This is a genomic window from Dactylosporangium sucinum (assembly GCF_014647515.1).
Lineage (GTDB): Bacteria > Actinomycetota > Actinomycetes > Mycobacteriales > Micromonosporaceae > Dactylosporangium > Dactylosporangium sucinum.
This window is the reverse complement of record NZ_BMPI01000026.1, coordinates 126,710-141,223: the sequence shown is the minus strand read 5'-3', so window position 1 is coordinate 141,223 and position 14,514 is coordinate 126,710. Positions and strand designations below refer to the sequence as shown.

The 14,514-nt window shown below is 73.2% G+C and carries 12 protein-coding genes; 4 read left to right on the top strand and 8 right to left on the bottom strand.

Translation table 11 applies throughout. From position 1 onward, the window contains the following. Nucleotides 1-69: 69 nt before the first annotated feature. Complete coding sequence (locus tag IEZ31_RS26045) at nt 70-870, bottom strand: ABC transporter permease (protein WP_190252591.1); 801 nt, start codon at nt 868-870, stop codon at nt 70-72. Nucleotides 871-1,004: 134 nt separating this feature from the next. Between IEZ31_RS26045 and IEZ31_RS26040 the strand changes: the two genes are divergently transcribed. Then, on the top strand, nt 1,005-2,969 hold the full coding sequence (locus IEZ31_RS26040; RefSeq protein ID WP_190252590.1) for a sensor histidine kinase: 1,965 nt from the start codon (nt 1,005-1,007) through the stop codon (nt 2,967-2,969). Next, on the top strand, nt 2,933-3,574 hold the full coding sequence (locus tag IEZ31_RS26035) for a LuxR C-terminal-related transcriptional regulator (RefSeq protein ID WP_190252589.1): 642 nt from the start codon (nt 2,933-2,935) through the stop codon (nt 3,572-3,574). Before IEZ31_RS26040 ends, IEZ31_RS26035 begins: the two co-directional genes overlap by 37 nt. Before the next feature lie 296 nt (nt 3,575-3,870). Here IEZ31_RS26035 and IEZ31_RS26030 read toward each other — a convergent pair whose 3' ends face one another. Then, on the bottom strand, nt 3,871-4,776 hold the full coding sequence (locus tag IEZ31_RS26030; RefSeq protein ID WP_190252588.1) for an NADP-dependent oxidoreductase: 906 nt from the start codon (nt 4,774-4,776) through the stop codon (nt 3,871-3,873). A 98-nt stretch (nt 4,777-4,874) separates the two neighbouring features. Between IEZ31_RS26030 and IEZ31_RS26025 the strand changes: the two genes are divergently transcribed. Further along, nucleotides 4,875-5,903 (top strand): ROK family protein, encoded by a 1,029-nt coding sequence (locus IEZ31_RS26025; protein ID WP_190252587.1) that lies wholly within the window; start codon nt 4,875-4,877, stop codon nt 5,901-5,903. A gap of 31 nt (nt 5,904-5,934) precedes the next feature. Here the strand turns inward: IEZ31_RS26025 and IEZ31_RS26020 are convergent, their stop codons facing one another. Continuing rightward, nucleotides 5,935-6,501 (bottom strand): hypothetical protein, encoded by a 567-nt coding sequence (locus tag IEZ31_RS26020; protein ID WP_190252586.1) that lies wholly within the window; start codon nt 6,499-6,501, stop codon nt 5,935-5,937. A gap of 518 nt (nt 6,502-7,019) precedes the next feature. Between IEZ31_RS26020 and IEZ31_RS26015 the strand changes: the two genes are divergently transcribed. After that, nucleotides 7,020-7,988: a pirin family protein gene (locus IEZ31_RS26015; RefSeq protein ID WP_190252585.1), complete on the top strand. Its 969-nt coding sequence runs from the start codon at nt 7,020-7,022 to the stop codon at nt 7,986-7,988. 204 nt (nt 7,989-8,192) lie between these two features. Here IEZ31_RS26015 and IEZ31_RS26010 read toward each other — a convergent pair whose 3' ends face one another. The 5 genes from IEZ31_RS26010 to IEZ31_RS25990 form a co-directional block, all read right to left on the bottom strand. Further along, the gene (locus tag IEZ31_RS26010) at nt 8,193-11,084 is read right to left on the bottom strand and encodes an RICIN domain-containing protein (protein WP_229835846.1); all 2,892 of its coding nucleotides are present in this window, start codon (nt 11,082-11,084) and stop codon (nt 8,193-8,195) included. A 90-nt stretch (nt 11,085-11,174) separates the two neighbouring features. Continuing rightward, nucleotides 11,175-12,101 carry a hypothetical protein gene (locus tag IEZ31_RS26005; protein ID WP_190252584.1) on the bottom strand — a complete coding sequence of 309 codons (927 nt, stop codon included), beginning with the start codon at nt 12,099-12,101 and terminating at the stop codon, nt 11,175-11,177. Between the two features lie 170 nt (nt 12,102-12,271). Continuing rightward, the gene (locus IEZ31_RS26000; RefSeq protein ID WP_190252604.1) at nt 12,272-12,772 is read right to left on the bottom strand and encodes a sigma-70 family RNA polymerase sigma factor; all 501 of its coding nucleotides are present in this window, start codon (nt 12,770-12,772) and stop codon (nt 12,272-12,274) included. 88 nt (nt 12,773-12,860) lie between these two features. After that, complete coding sequence (locus IEZ31_RS25995) at nt 12,861-13,400, bottom strand: hypothetical protein (protein WP_190252583.1); 540 nt, start codon at nt 13,398-13,400, stop codon at nt 12,861-12,863. After that, nucleotides 13,400-14,416, bottom strand: coding sequence for a potassium channel family protein (locus IEZ31_RS25990; protein WP_190252582.1), 1,017 nt, complete (start codon nt 14,414-14,416; stop codon nt 13,400-13,402). Before IEZ31_RS25990 ends, IEZ31_RS25995 begins: the two co-directional genes overlap by 1 nt. Between the last annotated feature and the right edge of the window lie 98 nt (nt 14,417-14,514).

The following is a 14,514-nucleotide window of genomic DNA, read 5'->3' as shown; positions in this document are numbered from 1 at the left end:
CTATTGAGACACCTTCCCCGTCACCTCTGACCAGACCCCGGTCCAGAAACCGGATTGTTCAGCGGTCTCCTAGGTGGTGCGGAAGGTGCGGACGGCCAGGGTGCTCGCGGCCACGAACGTTGCGGCCAGGACCAGCAGGTGCAGGGCGTGCGGGGGCTCGCCGGACCAGGCCGCCTGGATGGCCTGGCGGAACGCGCCCAGGGGCGTGAAGTCGCCGATGCGGCGCAGGGCGGCGGGAAGGTACTCGACCGGGACCCATAAGCCGGCGAAGAACGCCGACGGGAACCACACGGCCAGGGCGTAACCGGTCGCCGCCTTCGCGGTGGCGGCGAGGGCCGCGATGACCAGGCCCAGCGAGAACAGGCCGAGGATGCCCAGAGCCAGGGTGGGCAGGACGAGCAGCGGGTCGGGCATCCGCATGTCCAGGGCGGCGACGCCGATGAGCATGGTCAGCAGGGTCGCGAACAGGACCACACCGGCGTTCATGACCAGTTGGGCGCCGAGGAGGGCGGCCGGTCGCACGGGGGTGGTGGAGAGCCGGCGCAGGACGCCCTTCTCGCGATACGTGGTGAGGACGACCGGCAGCATGAAGAACGCCACCATCGCCATGGCCACCATGATGGACATCGACGGGATCAGCGTGTCGATGCTGCGGTGACCGCCCAGCACCGGGTCCGGTCGCCGGGTGCTCGCCGGCAGCCCGAAGGCGACCAGCAGCACGATCGGCAGGAGCACGGTGAACAGCGGTGCGGCGGCCTCGCGGAGCATGAGCCGGGCCTCGACGACGGTGAGGCGGGCCAGCGTGCGCAACAGCGCACCTGCATCACGCTGGAGGCGCCGCGACGGGTGCCGGACGTCGATGACTGTCATGCGATGCATCCTGCGCCGCGGCGGGGCCCGGCAGAATACAGCTGGGTACCGGATTCATGGTGTACCTAGCTCCACCCCAAAGTCTCCACCTGGCTCCACTGTGCCGACGCCCCGCGGAGAGGACGCTGTACCGCATGACGTACCCCCGGTCTCTCCTCCGCGCCGCCGTGCTGGCCGGCATGACCGTGGTCGTGCTCGTGCAGTTCGCCGCCCAGCTGGTGCTGATGGTCCCGGGTGTCCTGCTCGGCATGGTCTTCCTGCTGCCGCCGCCGATCCACGCCGGCCGGGTGCTCGTCAGCCGCTGGCGGCGGATGTTCGCAAACTGGACCGGCCGGACGGTGCCGGTGCCCTACGAGCCGCCTCCGCCGCCGCCCGAGCCGGACGAGGAGGGGCTGTATCGGCACGAGAGCACGCTGTACAAGTCACCCAGGTTCCCGGCGTTCTTCCACCGGCTCGACTGGCTCATGAAGGACCCGGCGACGAAGCGCGACCTGTCGTGGGCGTTCTGGTTCCCGGTGCTGGGGCTGCTGCCGCTGGCGCTGGCCGCCGGGCCGCTGCTGCTGGCGCTGTGGACGTGGGTCTGGGGGCCGCCGTGGGGCCTGCCGGGCGAGCCGTCCTCCGGCGCGTGGTGGGCGACGGCGTGGACGGCGCTGTGGGAGCGGCCGGCCTGGCTGGCGGCGCTGTCGGTGCCGGGGCTGGTGGCGTTGCCGTGGACGGTCGGGGCGGTCGCGCGGTGGAGTGCGTGGCTGCTCGCACCGGGCGTGCGGCGGCCGCCCTCGGCCAAGCGGGTCGAGCAGACGCTGCTCGCGTGGGTGCGCTGCGCGATGCTCGTGGCCTGCGCCGCCGCGGAGGTGGTGCTGCTCGCGGTGAGCCTGGCGTGCTTCGGGCTCGGGTTCGGGCTGGGACTCGTGTTCCTGATTCCGGTCGCCAACTCGCACTTCCGCTGGCTGGCCAACATGCGCCGGCAGTTCGCCGAGTGGGGCGGGGTGCGCATCCCCCGGCCGTATACGCCGCAGCTGCGGCCCGAGCTGCGGCCGGACGGGCTCTACCGGGTGAAGAACAACCTGTACAAGACCGAGACGATGGCGACGTTCAACGCCAACTGGCAGTGGACCTGGAACGACATCGCCTCCTGGCGCGACCTGGTGTGGCTGGCCGCCGACCCGGTCGTGACCGTGGCGCTGGTCGGCGCGCCGGTGGCGGCGGTGGTCTACGGCGGCTGGGGGCTGGTGTTCCCCTGGGTGTGGACGGAGCTCTTCGACGCCGACTGGTCGGCGTGGTACGGCGCGGTGGCGGGCCATCGCACGCTCGGCCTGCTCGTCGGGCTGGCACTGGTCGCCGCGGGCCTGGCGGTGCCCCGGCCGCTGCTGGTGGCCCACGCGTGGTGGACGGCGCTGCTGCTGCGCCCGACGAAGGCCGCGGCGGCGGAGGCGGCGCTGCGGGAGCGGGTGGAGCGGCTCACGCAGACCCGCACCGACGCGCTCGACGCGCAGGCCGCCGAGGTGCGGCGGATCGAGCGTGACCTGCACGACGGCGCGCAGGCCCGGCTCATCGCGGTCGGGCTGACGCTGGGCGCGATCGAGCGGCTCATGGACACCGACCCGGCCGCGGCGCGCAAGCTGGTCGCGCAGGCGCGGGAGACGTCGGCGACGGCGCTGACCGAGCTGCGCGACCTGGTGCGCGGCATCCATCCGCCGGTGCTGTCGGAGCGCGGGCTGGGCGACGCGGTGCGCGCGCTGGCGCTCGACACGGCGGCCGAGGTGAACGTCGCCGGGGAGCTGCCGGGGCGGCCGCCGGCGCCGGTGGAGTCCGCGGCGTACTTCGCGGTCAGCGAGCTGCTCGCCAACGCCACGCGGCACGGCGGGGCCGAGCGGATCGGGATCGACCTGCGGCACCGCGACGGGGTGTTGCGGATCACGGTCACCGACGACGGCGACGGTGGGGCGAATCCGTCCCGGGGGACGGGGTTACGCGGGATCGAACGCCGGTTGGGTACGTTCGACGGGACCCTCACCATCCACAGCCCGCCCGGCGGGCCGACCGTTGCGACGCTGGAGCTGCCGTGCGCGTTGTCCTCGCCGAAGACCTCTACCTCCTGAGGGACGGTCTGGTGCTGCTCCTGCAGAGCCACGGGTTCGAGATCGTGGCGGCCGTCGACAACGGCCCGGCGCTGCACGCGGCGCTGCTGGAGCACCGGCCCGACGTGGCCGTGGTCGACGTGCGGCTGCCGCCGAGCTTCACCGACGAGGGCCTGCAGGCGGCGCTGGCGGCGCGGCGGGAGGTGCCGGGCCTGCCGGTGCTGGTGCTGTCGCAGCACGTGGAGCAGTTGTACGCGCGGGAGCTGCTGGCGGACGGCACGGGCGCGGTCGGGTACCTGTTGAAGGACCGGGTGTTCAACGCCGACCAGTTCGTCGACGCGGTGCGGCAGGTGGCGGCGGGCGGCACCGTGATGGACCCGTCGGTGATCGCGAAGCTGGTGGCGCGGCCGTCGGCGACCACCGGTTCGCTGACCCCGCGCGAGCGCGAGGTGCTGACCCTGATGGCCGAGGGCCGCTCGAACACGGCCATCGGCAAGCAGCTGTTCCTGAGCGACAGCGCCGTAGGCAAGCACATCGCCAACATCTTCGGCAAGCTCAACCTTCCGGTCTCCGACGACGACAACCGCCGGGTGCTCGCCGTCCTGGCCTACCTGCAGGGCCAATGAGCACCCAGCGCAGGTCGCCCCGCTCGGCGGTCGACCCGCTCGTGAACAGTGCCGACGAGCCGAACGGTCGAGCCGAGCCGGTAGCGCGCCGACGGCCGCGCAGGGCGCGGTGCGAGTGGGCGGCCGCTGACCGGTAGTGCGCCGACGGCCGCGCGCTCGGCCCGGTGCGAGTGGGGCGGCCGCCGCGGTGGTGAGCACCAGCAGGGCCGCCCCGGCGCAACGGCTCGGTGGCGCCCGAGCAGGACGGCGCCGCGGGATCGCGGCGGGGCCGCTGCGGGGGCGCCGCGGAGGCGCGGCTAGTCCTCGATGCTCAGCACGATCTTTCCCCGTCCGTGGCCGGTCTCGATCTCGCGGTGGGCGTCGGCCGCCTCGGCGAGGGGGTACACGCGGCGGATGAGCCAGGTGGTCCGCCCCGTGGCGTAGAGGTCGATGAGCTCGGCCAGCGCGGCGGCGCTGCGCTGGCCCTGGATGCTGCCCAGGCCGAGCTCCTCGATGCGGGCGTGCTCGACGAGGGTGATGATCCGCTTGCGGTCCTCGACGAGCGCGAGGGACGTCTCCAAAGCCGCTCCCCCGGCGCCGTCGACGGCGGCCGTGATGCCCTGCGGTGCCGCGGCACGGACCCGGTCGGCCAGGCCCTCGCCGTACACCAGGGGGATCGCGCCGAGCGAGCGCACGTAGTCCTGGTTGGCCGGGCTCGCGGTGCCGAGGACCGTGGCGCCGAGCAGGCTGGCCAACTGCACGCCGGCGGTCCCCGTGGACCCGGCGGCGCCGTTGATCAGGACGGTGTCGCCCGGGCCGACGCCGAGCGCCGACAGGGCGAGCCGGGCGGTCTGCCAGCCCGCGGTGAACCCGCCCGCGACCTCCCACGGCACCCCGGCCGGCTTCGGGGTGACCTGGTCGGCCGGGACGACGATGTACTCCGCGTAGGCGTTGAACACGCTGAACCCGAGCACCTCGGTGCCGGGCGGTACCTCGTCGGTGCCCTGGTCGACGATACCGGCGAACTCGTTGCCGGGGATCTGCGGAAGCTTCACCTCCGCGTACGGCGGGCGCCACCCGCCGCGCAGCCCGGCGTCGAACGGCTGGACCCCGGCGTACTTCACCCGGACCCGGACCTGACCCGGACCGGCCTGCGGTTCCGGCAGGTCGAGCAGGCGGAGGACCTCGGGCGGGCCGGGCTGTTCGAATGCGGCAGCTCTCATGGGGACCTACTCTGCGACCTGAAGCAATGTTGAGGTCAAGCTCCTCGCCCGGAGATGCGGTACCGTGCATGCCGCGCACTGCCACGAGGGAGATGGTGATGTCGGAGGACTGGGTCGTCGTCGGGCTCGACAACGGCGGGACGGCCAACAACGCCACGGTGCTCGACCACACCGGGGCCTTCCTGGTCGACGGGCTGGTGGAGGTCCCCAGCCGGGTCCTGGAGGGGCCGGAGGTGGCGGTCGGCGCGCTCGCCTACGCGTTCGACAACATCCTCGAGGTCACCAAGCTCGACCGGGAGCGGGTCGTCGCGGTCGGCCTGGACACGCCCGGCCCGGCCAGCGCCGACGGCGTCATCTCCTCGAAGGGCGCGACGAACTTCTCCCAGCCGGCCTGGTGGGGCTTCGACTTCCGGGCCGCCCTCGAGGAGCGGCTCGGCCTGCCGGTCGTCTACAACAACGACGGCAACGCGGCCGCCCTCTACGCGCACCACCGGTACTTCGGGGCCGAGGCCCACCACAAGTCCTCGGTCTCGGCGATCGTCGGCACCGGCCTGGGCGGCGGCGTCGTCGAGCAGGGCAAGATCATCCGAGGCACGGCCGGCATGGCGGGCGAGCTGGGCCACGTCCACATCCCGATGCACGGCCTGCTGGAGGAGGGGCAGCCGCTGCCGTCCTGCGGCTGCGGGTTCCTCGGCGACGTGGAAAGCGTCAGCTCCCTCACCGGCATCGTGCGCAACCTGCTGCCCTACTGGCTCACCCGGTACCCCGACCACCCCCTGCACGGCGCCGACTCGATCAAGGCGGCCGCGAAGCAGGTCCGCTCCTTCGCCGAGCAGGGCGACGAGCTGGCGCTGAAGATCTTCGAGCAGCAGGCGATGGGCCTGGGCCGCCTGTTCACGATCGCGGCGAACTTCACCGACCCCGACTGCTACTTCGTCGGCGGCGGCGTGGTGGAGGCGGCGCCACACTTCCGCGACTGGTTCCTGGAGCGCGTGCAGGAGCACACGCTGCTGCGCGAGGAGCAGTCAACGGTGGCGGTCTTCTCCCTGGTCCCCGACCGCGACATGGCCGGCGCACGGGGCGCCGCCATCGCCGCCGCCGAGTCGGTGGTGTTCAAGATCGTGTAGCCGCGGCCACCGGCCGGGTGCTCGCCGCCGGCTACCCGCTCTCGACCGGGGCCGGGAGGCGCGCGACGTGCTCGCCGACCTGGGTCAGCACCCCGCGGTCGTCGCGCTGCCACCGCCGCCCGCGCAGGTCGGTGAAGCGCAGCTCGACGTGCATGTCCGCGGACGGTGCGAGCCGGATCGTGCCGTCCTCGTTGATCCGGTCCCGCTCGACGGGCCCTTCGGTCTTCTCCTCGTCGAACCCGGCGTACACCTCGGGCTCCCCCGACGGCGGCACGATCCGCACCCGCCGGATCGCGGTCCAGGCGGCCGGCGGATCCCGGAACACGATCTCCATGTCGTACACCGGCATCTGCGAGGCATTGCGCACCGCCGCCCCGACGACGCCCCGGGTGATGATCCTCTCGAACGTCTCCCGCTCGCTGACCGCCCAGGCACAGACCAGCTCGGCGTCCCGCCGCAGCTCGGCGTCCCGCGCCTGCCGGATCAGCTCCGCGACGGTGCCCCCGGCCCGCCGCGCGGCATTGAGCGCCCGCAGCGCGACGAACACCGCCCCTCCGGCCACGGCCGCCGCCAGGATCGCCGCGACAAGTCCCCACACATCGGACAAAGTACCCGCCACCGGCAGCGAGCGATCCCACTTTCCCCGACGCGACGCCACCCGCACTACCACAGACGTTGGTCGATCCACCCTCACTTCGATCTCCGATCGCGAGGGTAGATCGACCAACGTCTAAGCCGCACCCGCAAGGCAACCAGCAGACGACAAAGCCACAAGGCGAGTGGATCGAGCCTGCGGGCGAGCAAGCGGACAAGCGAGCGGACGAGCGGGCGGACAAGCAGGGACGAGTGGGGCAAACAAGGGCGCGCGGGGCTGGCGGGCAAGCGCCCGAGCAGCCGGCGGGCGACGGAACCGGCGAAGGAACCGGCGGGCGAACGAGCCGGCGGGCAAGCGAGCCGGCGGACGAACGAGCCGGCGGGCAAGCGAGCCGGCGGACGAACGAGCCGGCGGGCAAGCGAGCCGCCGGACGAACGAGCCGGCGGGCAAGCGAGCCGCCGGACGAAGGAGCCGACGGGCGAAGGAGCCGGCGGGCGAGTCGGCGAGGGAGAATCGGGTTCGTGAGCAACCTCGAAAGCCAGCCCGCCGAGGCCGACCTGCCCGTCGAGACCGGCACCGCGCCCTGTGCCGAACTGCTGGAGGGTCGCGACGTGCCGCTCGGGCGGTACACCGTCGTGCGGCGGAGCCTGCCCAACAAGTCCCGCCGCACCGTCGGGGCCTGGTGCTTCCTCGACCACTTCGGCCCGGAGGACATCACCGGCGGCCCGGGCATGCGGGTGCCGCCCCACCCGCACATCGGCCTGCAGACGGTGACCTGGCTGCTCAACGGCGAGGTACGGCACCGCGACAGCCTCGGCTCCGACCAGATCGTCCGACCCGGCCAGCTCAACATCATGACCGCCGGCCGCGGCATCGCCCACTCGGAGAACTCGCCGACCGAGCGGCCGCCCCTGCTCCACGGCCTGCAGCTGTGGATCGCCCTGCCGGACGGCGCCCGCCACGGCGGCCCGGCCTTCCAGCACCTCGCCGACCTGCCCACGGCCACGGCGAACGGCGTCCGGATCACGGTGGCCGTCGGCGAGCTGGCCGGCCTCACCTCCCCGGCCGTCGTCCACTCGCCGCTCGTGGGCGCCGACCTGCACCTGGCCGCGGGTGCCGCGACCACCCTGGCGGTCAACCCGGGGTTCGAGCACGCCGTCGTGGTCACGGAGGGCACCGCGAGCATCGAGGGCGTCGACGTGAGCCCGGGATCGCTCCTGTACCTCGGCGCCGACCGCGACACCCTCCACCTCACCGCCACGGCCGAGGCGAGGCTGTTCCTCCTCGGCGGCGAGCCGTTCGAGGAGGAACTCGTCATGTGGTGGAACTTCGTCGCCCGCTCCCACGAGGAGATCGTCGAGGCCCGCACGGCCTGGATGGCGCCCGACGCGTCCCGCTTCGCGCCGGTGCCGGGCGGCGAGGACCCCCTCCCGGCCCCCGGCCTGCCGACGACCCGCCTCCTCCCCCGCCCCCGCTACCGCGCCGGCTGAGCGGCGCGAGGCAAGCGGGCCGCCCGACCGGAACCGACAGGCAAGGGGACCCGAGCCGCCCGACCGAAATCGACAGGCGAGGCGCACCCGAACCTCAAACGACGCTGGTCGATCTACCCTCGAAAACCAGGCGGCGACTGAGGGTAGATCGACCAACGTCTAAGCGAGCCCGGCACGGCACGGCACGGCACGGCGCGTACGGGGCTACAGGAAGCGCCAGAGGTGGTCCGGCGTGCCGTTGTCGTCGAACTGGACCACCTGGGCGCTGTTCGCCGTCGACATCCCGTCCACGCCCAGCACCTTCATGCTGTGCTGCACCTGCAGCCGGAACCAGCCCCCACCCGCGTCCAGCGGCCGCCACAGGTGGTCGGCCGAGCCGTTGTCGTCGAACTGCTGCACGCGCGCGCTGTTCGCGGTCGACATGTTCTCGACGGCGAGCAGCTTGCCGCTGTTCTGGTTCTGCACCTTGTACCAGCCGCCGCCCGCGTCGATCAGGCGCCACAGGTGGTCGGCCGTGCCGTTGTCGTCGTACTGGACCACGTTGGCGCTGTTCGCCGTCGACATGCCGGACACGCCGAGGACCTTCGAGCTGTTCTGGTTCTGGATGCGCTGCCACAGCAGTGCGGCCGTCGTGCCCTCGACCCGCCACTCCAGGATGCCGGCCGAGACGCCCGCCTTGAGCTGAACGGCCAGCCGCAGGGCGGATGTGGTGACGGCGGTGAACGTGACGCGGTTGAAGGTGTTGACCGCGGTGCCGTAGGCCGACGCGCCGGAGACGGGCACCCAGGCGCCGGTCGCGGTGCGGTACTGGACCTGCCACGACTGCGGCGTGCGGCACTGGCCGAAGCCCGTGTCGTCGAACCAGTACACCGACACCGCGTTCACCAGCATCGGGGAGGCGTAGCTGAGCTGGACCCACTCCGCGGTACCGAGATGGTCCCAGAATGTCATGCGCGGGATCGTGGTGTCGGCCGAGCTCGACGGGACCCGGCCGTCGTTGAGCGCGGCCACCGAGTCGCCGCTCCAGCAGTGCGACGCGGACGGGGTCGCCGGGATCACCCAGTCGACGGCGTCGGGGCCGTCGCCGATGCGCGGGAACGTCGTGATGCGCACCCGCTGCGCGCCCATCGGCAGCAGCGTGACCGTCTCGTTCGGCTGGGTGGAACGCACCGGGCTCTGCTGGAGGGTGCGCACGACGCCCTCGGCGTCGGCCTGCCAGTTGACGACCTTGCGCGCGGTGACGCTCAGCGAGACGGGCGCGCCGTCGCGGGTGAACGGGTTCGCGGCGAGCGGGCCGGGCTTGCGGGTCACCTGCACGCCCGGGTTGGCCGGGTCGATGACGAGACCGTAGTTCCACGGCGAGTTGGCGTAGACCTCGTTCGCGGGCCACGCGTCGGTGCCGCCGATGCGCTGCCACCGCTCGGCGATCGACAGCGAGAAGGTGAGGGGGCCGTTGTCGACGCTGACCGCGTTGCCGTTCTTCGCCCAGGTCCGCACGGTGGTGCGCATCGGCAGCGCGACGGTCACCTTGTCGCCGTTGTTCCAGGCCTGGTCGACGACGACGAACGAGCCGGCCTCGAGCGCGCCGGTGACGAGGGTTCCGTTCACGCGCACCGAGGCGCCGTTGCTCCACTTGGGGATCCGCAGGTACAGCGGGAAACTCACGCTCCCCGGCGTGCTCATCGTCAGCGTGACCGTGTCGCCGAACGGGTAGTCGGTGTCCTCGGTGATCGTGACGGTGGTTGCGTTCGCCCCGACCTTCGCGGTGACCGACGACGCGCCGTACATCGCGGCGCACAGCCCGCGGTCCCAGGTGGCGAACCACAGCTCCTGCGCGTAGTACGGCCAGCCCATGCCGTAGTTGTGCGGGCAGCAGCGATAGTTGTGGATGCCCAGCATGTAGGCGAGCATCGGGAAGCCGTTCTGGAACTGACCCTGGGTGAGCGTCGCGTTCGTCAGCCCGATGCCGTTCGCGCACGTGACGTAGTGGATGCCCTGCTGGGCCGGGTCGAGCGCGGCCGGCAGCGAGTTGAACGCGAGGTCCTCGCAGCGGTCCAGCCAGACGCCGTCGCCGGTCATCCGGGCCAGCAGCTGGAAGCTGTGCATGTACTCGACGATCCCGCAGGTCTCGAAGCCCTGCCGCGGGTCGGTGTACCCCGGCCGGCAGTTCTCGTCGCCGGCGAAGCCGCCGCCGGGGAAGTTGCCGTAGAGGCCCATGACGGTGTCGTAGTCGCGGTAGGTGGCGGCCGGGTACTTCGGGTCGGGGTCGAGCAGCCCGAACTGGGCCGGCTCGCGGAAGCCCTGGGCGAGGTTGACGTTGTGCCAGTTGGGGATGCCGCCGGTGTAGTCGGCCGAGCCGGCGTGGATCTTGCGGACCAGGTCGAGCAGCCAGGTCTCGCCGGTGCGGTTGAACAGCCAGTAGACGCTGTCGATGTTGTCGCCCCAGCGCAGGGCCGCCCAGCTGCGGTTGAAGACGGCGGCCGGCTGGGCGTTCTGGAACTGGAAGTACCTGCGCATGAACGGCACCACGCGGGCGTCGTTGCTGTACTCGGCGAAGGAGCGCAGCGCGTCGAGCAGCGGCATGTGCGGCCAGAAGTCGGGGCCGCCCTCCAGGGAGGTGCGCAGCGCGTTCGGGCCGAAGAAGCCGTCGCTCGCCTGGTTGGCGATGATGCCGTCGATCCACTGGCGGGCCAGGCTCAGGATGCGGGTGTTGCCGGTGACGTACCCCAGGTCGCCGAAGCCGCGCAGCCAGTAGGGCAGCTCCTCCCAGGCGCCCTTGGTCCTGTCGACCCAGCCGCAGTTGTTCAGCTGGAGGTAGTCGGACACCTCCGGCATCCGCCCGCACAGCCCGTCGGCCTCGATGTTGAGCTGGGTGCGCAGCCAGCCGCGCGGCTGGACGGCGCCCGGCGGGAGCTTGAGGAACGCGGTCGCCTTGAGCGGCGCGAGGTTCGGGGCGTAGTGGCCGCCGCGGGCGCCGGGCGTCACGGTCCCGGCGGTGCGCACGGCGGCCGAGGCGGGGCTGCCGGCGGCGGTGGAGAGGGCGATCGCGCCGCCGGTGAGGGCGACGCCGCTCGCGACGAACGTTCTGCGGTCCATGGACCGGGCTCCTTTGCTCCTGGCGGGGAACATCGAAGCTCGATTATGCGCGGTTCGCGATCGGTTATGAAAGAACTCGTTGAGTTTTGTTCACTTCTCGGTGCCGGCTGTGCGGTACCACCGGATCGCCCCGGAAACGGCGAGCCCGAGGCCGCCGGCCAGCGCCGCCGCCACGGCCCAGCGCCCCCAGCCCGGGCCGGCCAGGACGCCGTCGCGGAACACCGCGGACTCGGCGAACCCGACCATGACCGCCAGGCAGGCCCCGGCAATCGCCACGACGAGGTCGATCCGGCGCAGCGCGAGCCCGATCCCGGCCGCGACGACGCCGACCCCGGTGAGCAGCGGCCAGAGCCGGGCCAGCAGCTGGATGCCCAGGCCGTCGGCGGGCGAGGTGGCCAGCACGGCGCTGCCGGCGATCCAGGCGACGGTCAGCCCGCCGGCCGCGACGGCGACGCCGACGACCGCCCAGCGCCGGCGGTGCAGGCCGGCGACGAGCAGGCCGGCGACCAGCGCGCCGGCCCACCACCAGCCGGTCGGCGGGGCCGGGGCGGGCTCGATCGTGCCCCGGACGATGCCGGGGTCGCGGCCGTCGACGAGCAGCGGCACGCTCCACGCGCGGGCCGGCAGCTCCCGGGCCCGTTCGTCGTGCCAGCGCACGACCGGCTCGGTGGCCAGCGTGTGCCACTCGGGGGCGGCGGAGGCGTCGCCGCCGCGGGCCGTGCCGGTCAGCGATCGGCTGGCGAACCAGGTCGGCGAGCGGCGGTTCTCGTCCACGCCGCCGGGCCGCACGCGTAGGAACTCCTCCCCCTGCAGCCCGAGGACGACCACCTCGCGGCCCGACGCGTTGGTGAGCTCCAGCCGGGCACCGCCCTCGACCGGGCGGACCCGCACGCCGGGCACCGACACCTCGCCGACGACGACCCGGTAGTTCGCCGCGACGGGCGCGTCGGCGCCGTGCGCGCCCGCCGGCCCGCACCACGCGAGCGCGGCCGCGACCCCGGCAAGCACGGCGAGCAAGCTCCGCCGCCACCTCCGCCGCCACCTCCGCCCGGCCGTCGCTGCCGCCGCGGAGCGTCGATCTTGCACTTGTGGTGCCTGACAAACCCGGACATTCACGGAGTGTCCGGGCACCATAACTGCAAGATCGACGCAAGGAGAGGGGGACGGCACGGCCGGGCGTGGCTGGGTCATCCGGCTCGGGCGGCGGCGATCGCGGCGACCAGGTCGGCGCGGGCGCGGGCCACCCGGGAGCGGATCGTGCCGACGGGCACGTCCTCGATCTCGGCGGCCTCCGCGTAGGACACGCCGAGCACCTGGGTCAGCACGAACGCCACCCGGCGCTCGGCGGGCAGCGCGGCGACCAGGTCGCTCGTGGCGTGCAGCCCGGCGTGGTCGGCGGCGGTGAGCCGGTCGGGCTCGGCGACCACGCGGGCCTCGATCCGGCGGGAGCGCACCGCGGCGCGGACGTGGTCGGCGCAGGCGCGGCGGGCGATCGCCAGGATCCAGGTGCGGGCCGAGGCGCGGCCGGCGTAGTCGGGCAGCGACCGGAAGGCCCGCAGATAGGTGTCCTGGGTGACGTCGTCGGCGGACGCGACACCGACGAGCGCGGCCACGAACCGCCACACCTCCGGCTGGGTGGCGCGGACGAACACCGCGGCGGCGGCCTCGTCCCCGCCGCGGGCCGCCATCAGAGCCTCGGTCGCCGAGTCGCCCGCATAGTCCACGCCCGCGAGCCTAACGCCCGCGCCTGGGAGGCAGCTGCACGCCCTACCGGGGTCAGCGGCGGGCCCGGCGGCGGTACGCCACCAGGCCGGCCCCGGCCACGACCAGCACGCCGAGCGTGATCCACAACGGCGTGAGGCTGCCGCCGCCACCGGAGGGCTCGGCGGGGGCCGAGGTCGCGGTCGCCGGGACCAGGCAGGCGACCTCGACCGGCGCCGGCGAGGCGGCGGCCTCCGCGACCGGGACGAGCGCCTGGCAGTGGCCGTCGACGGGGGCGCCGAGATCGATCGAGACGCGCCACGAGCCGGGCCCGAGGGTGCCGCCGTACGTCTGGGTGCCGCGCTCGTCGCCGGTCTGCCGCAGCGTCGCCGGCCCGACCGGGGCGGCGGTGCCCCCGGCGGGCGTCGCCGTCAGCGTCACCGGCGTCGGCTCGTTGATCGGGTGCCCGTCCTGCCACTGGGCGGTGATCCAGACCGAGCCGCGGCCGTCGGAGTGGATGGTCACGGTGGCACCGCCGTGCGCGGCCGCCGGCGCCGCCCCGACGAGCAGGCCGACCGCCACGACGGCGAGCAGGACCCCGATGCGCCTCATCATCACGGCATCGCCGGGACGGCCTCCGGCCGGTCGTCGCGCACGTAGACGACCATGTCGCCGGTCTGGATCGTGTGGCCCTCCGGGTCGGCCAGGGACAGCACCTTGCCCCGCCGGAAGAGCGCGATGACCAGCTCGGTCAGCTCACGCGGCGAGGAGCCGACCTCGTCGCGGCGGGCCGAGCGCATCGCCAGGGCCATGCCCTGGCCCGGGGTGAGCAGGTCCTCGACCACCTCGATGAGCGGCGGCGCGGTCGTCGACAGGCCGAGCAGCCGGCCGGCGGTCGCCGAGGAGACGATGACGTGGTGGGCGCCCGACTGGCGCAGCAGCGGCGCGTTCTCGGCCTCGCGGGCCGCGGCGATGATGGACACCTTGCCGGAGGTGAGCTGCCGCACGGTCAGCGTGACGAGCACCGAGGCGTCGTCGCTGTCGGTGGCGATGATCACCGCCCGGGCGTCCCCGACCCGGGCCTCCTTGAGCACGTGGGAGCGGGTGGCCGAGCCCTCGATGGTGACCAGGCCGTCGGCGGTCGCCTGGCGCAGCGCGGCCGGGTTGTTCTCGACGACGACCACCTGCCCCTTCTCGAGGCCGTTCTCCAGCAGGGTGCCGACCGCGGCCCGGCCCTTGGTGCCGTAGCCGCAGACGATGACGTGGTTCTTCACGCGCTTCCTCCACCGCTGCAACCGGAGGTTGTTGCGGTACTGATCAGTCAGGACTTCGAGGGTGGTGCCGACCAGGATGATCAGGAACAGCACGCGGGCCGGGGTGATGACCAGGACGTTGACCAGGCGGGCCGACTCCGACACCGGGGTGATGTCACCGTAGCCCGTCGTCGACAGCGTGACGACCGCGTAGTAGAAGCTGTCGAGCAGCGACAGCCCGTCCTCGTTGACGTCGCGGTAGCCCTCGCGGTCGGCGTAGATGACCATGACGACGGCGACGACCAGGGCGACCGCGAAGGCCAGCCGCGTGGTGATCGCCCGCAGCGGCCCCTGCCGCACCGCCGGAAAATGGATCACCGGACGTCCCCTGTCACCGCTGCGCTCACGAAATCCACCATAAGGGTCGGGTTCGGCGCCTCGCCCGGTGGGTAGATCGCACGACCCCACGCGGCGGA

Coding starts and splice junctions, on each gene's coding strand:
- IEZ31_RS25995 (WP_190252583.1), bottom strand. CDS start 13,400: ATGATGAGGCGCATCGGGGTCCTGCTCGCCGTCGTGGCGGTCGGCCTG.
- IEZ31_RS26000 (WP_190252604.1), bottom strand. CDS start 12,772: ATGGCGGCCCGCGGCGGGGACGAGGCCGCCGCCGCGGTGTTCGTCCGC.
- IEZ31_RS26025 (WP_190252587.1), top strand. CDS start 4,875: ATGTCGGAGGACTGGGTCGTCGTCGGGCTCGACAACGGCGGGACGGCC.
- IEZ31_RS26010 (WP_229835846.1), bottom strand. CDS start 11,084: ATGGACCGCAGAACGTTCGTCGCGAGCGGCGTCGCCCTCACCGGCGGC.
- IEZ31_RS26030 (WP_190252588.1), bottom strand. CDS start 4,776: ATGAGAGCTGCCGCATTCGAACAGCCCGGCCCGCCCGAGGTCCTCCGC.
- IEZ31_RS26045 (WP_190252591.1), bottom strand. CDS start 870: ATGACAGTCATCGACGTCCGGCACCCGTCGCGGCGCCTCCAGCGTGAT.
- IEZ31_RS26040 (WP_190252590.1), top strand. CDS start 1,005: ATGACGTACCCCCGGTCTCTCCTCCGCGCCGCCGTGCTGGCCGGCATG.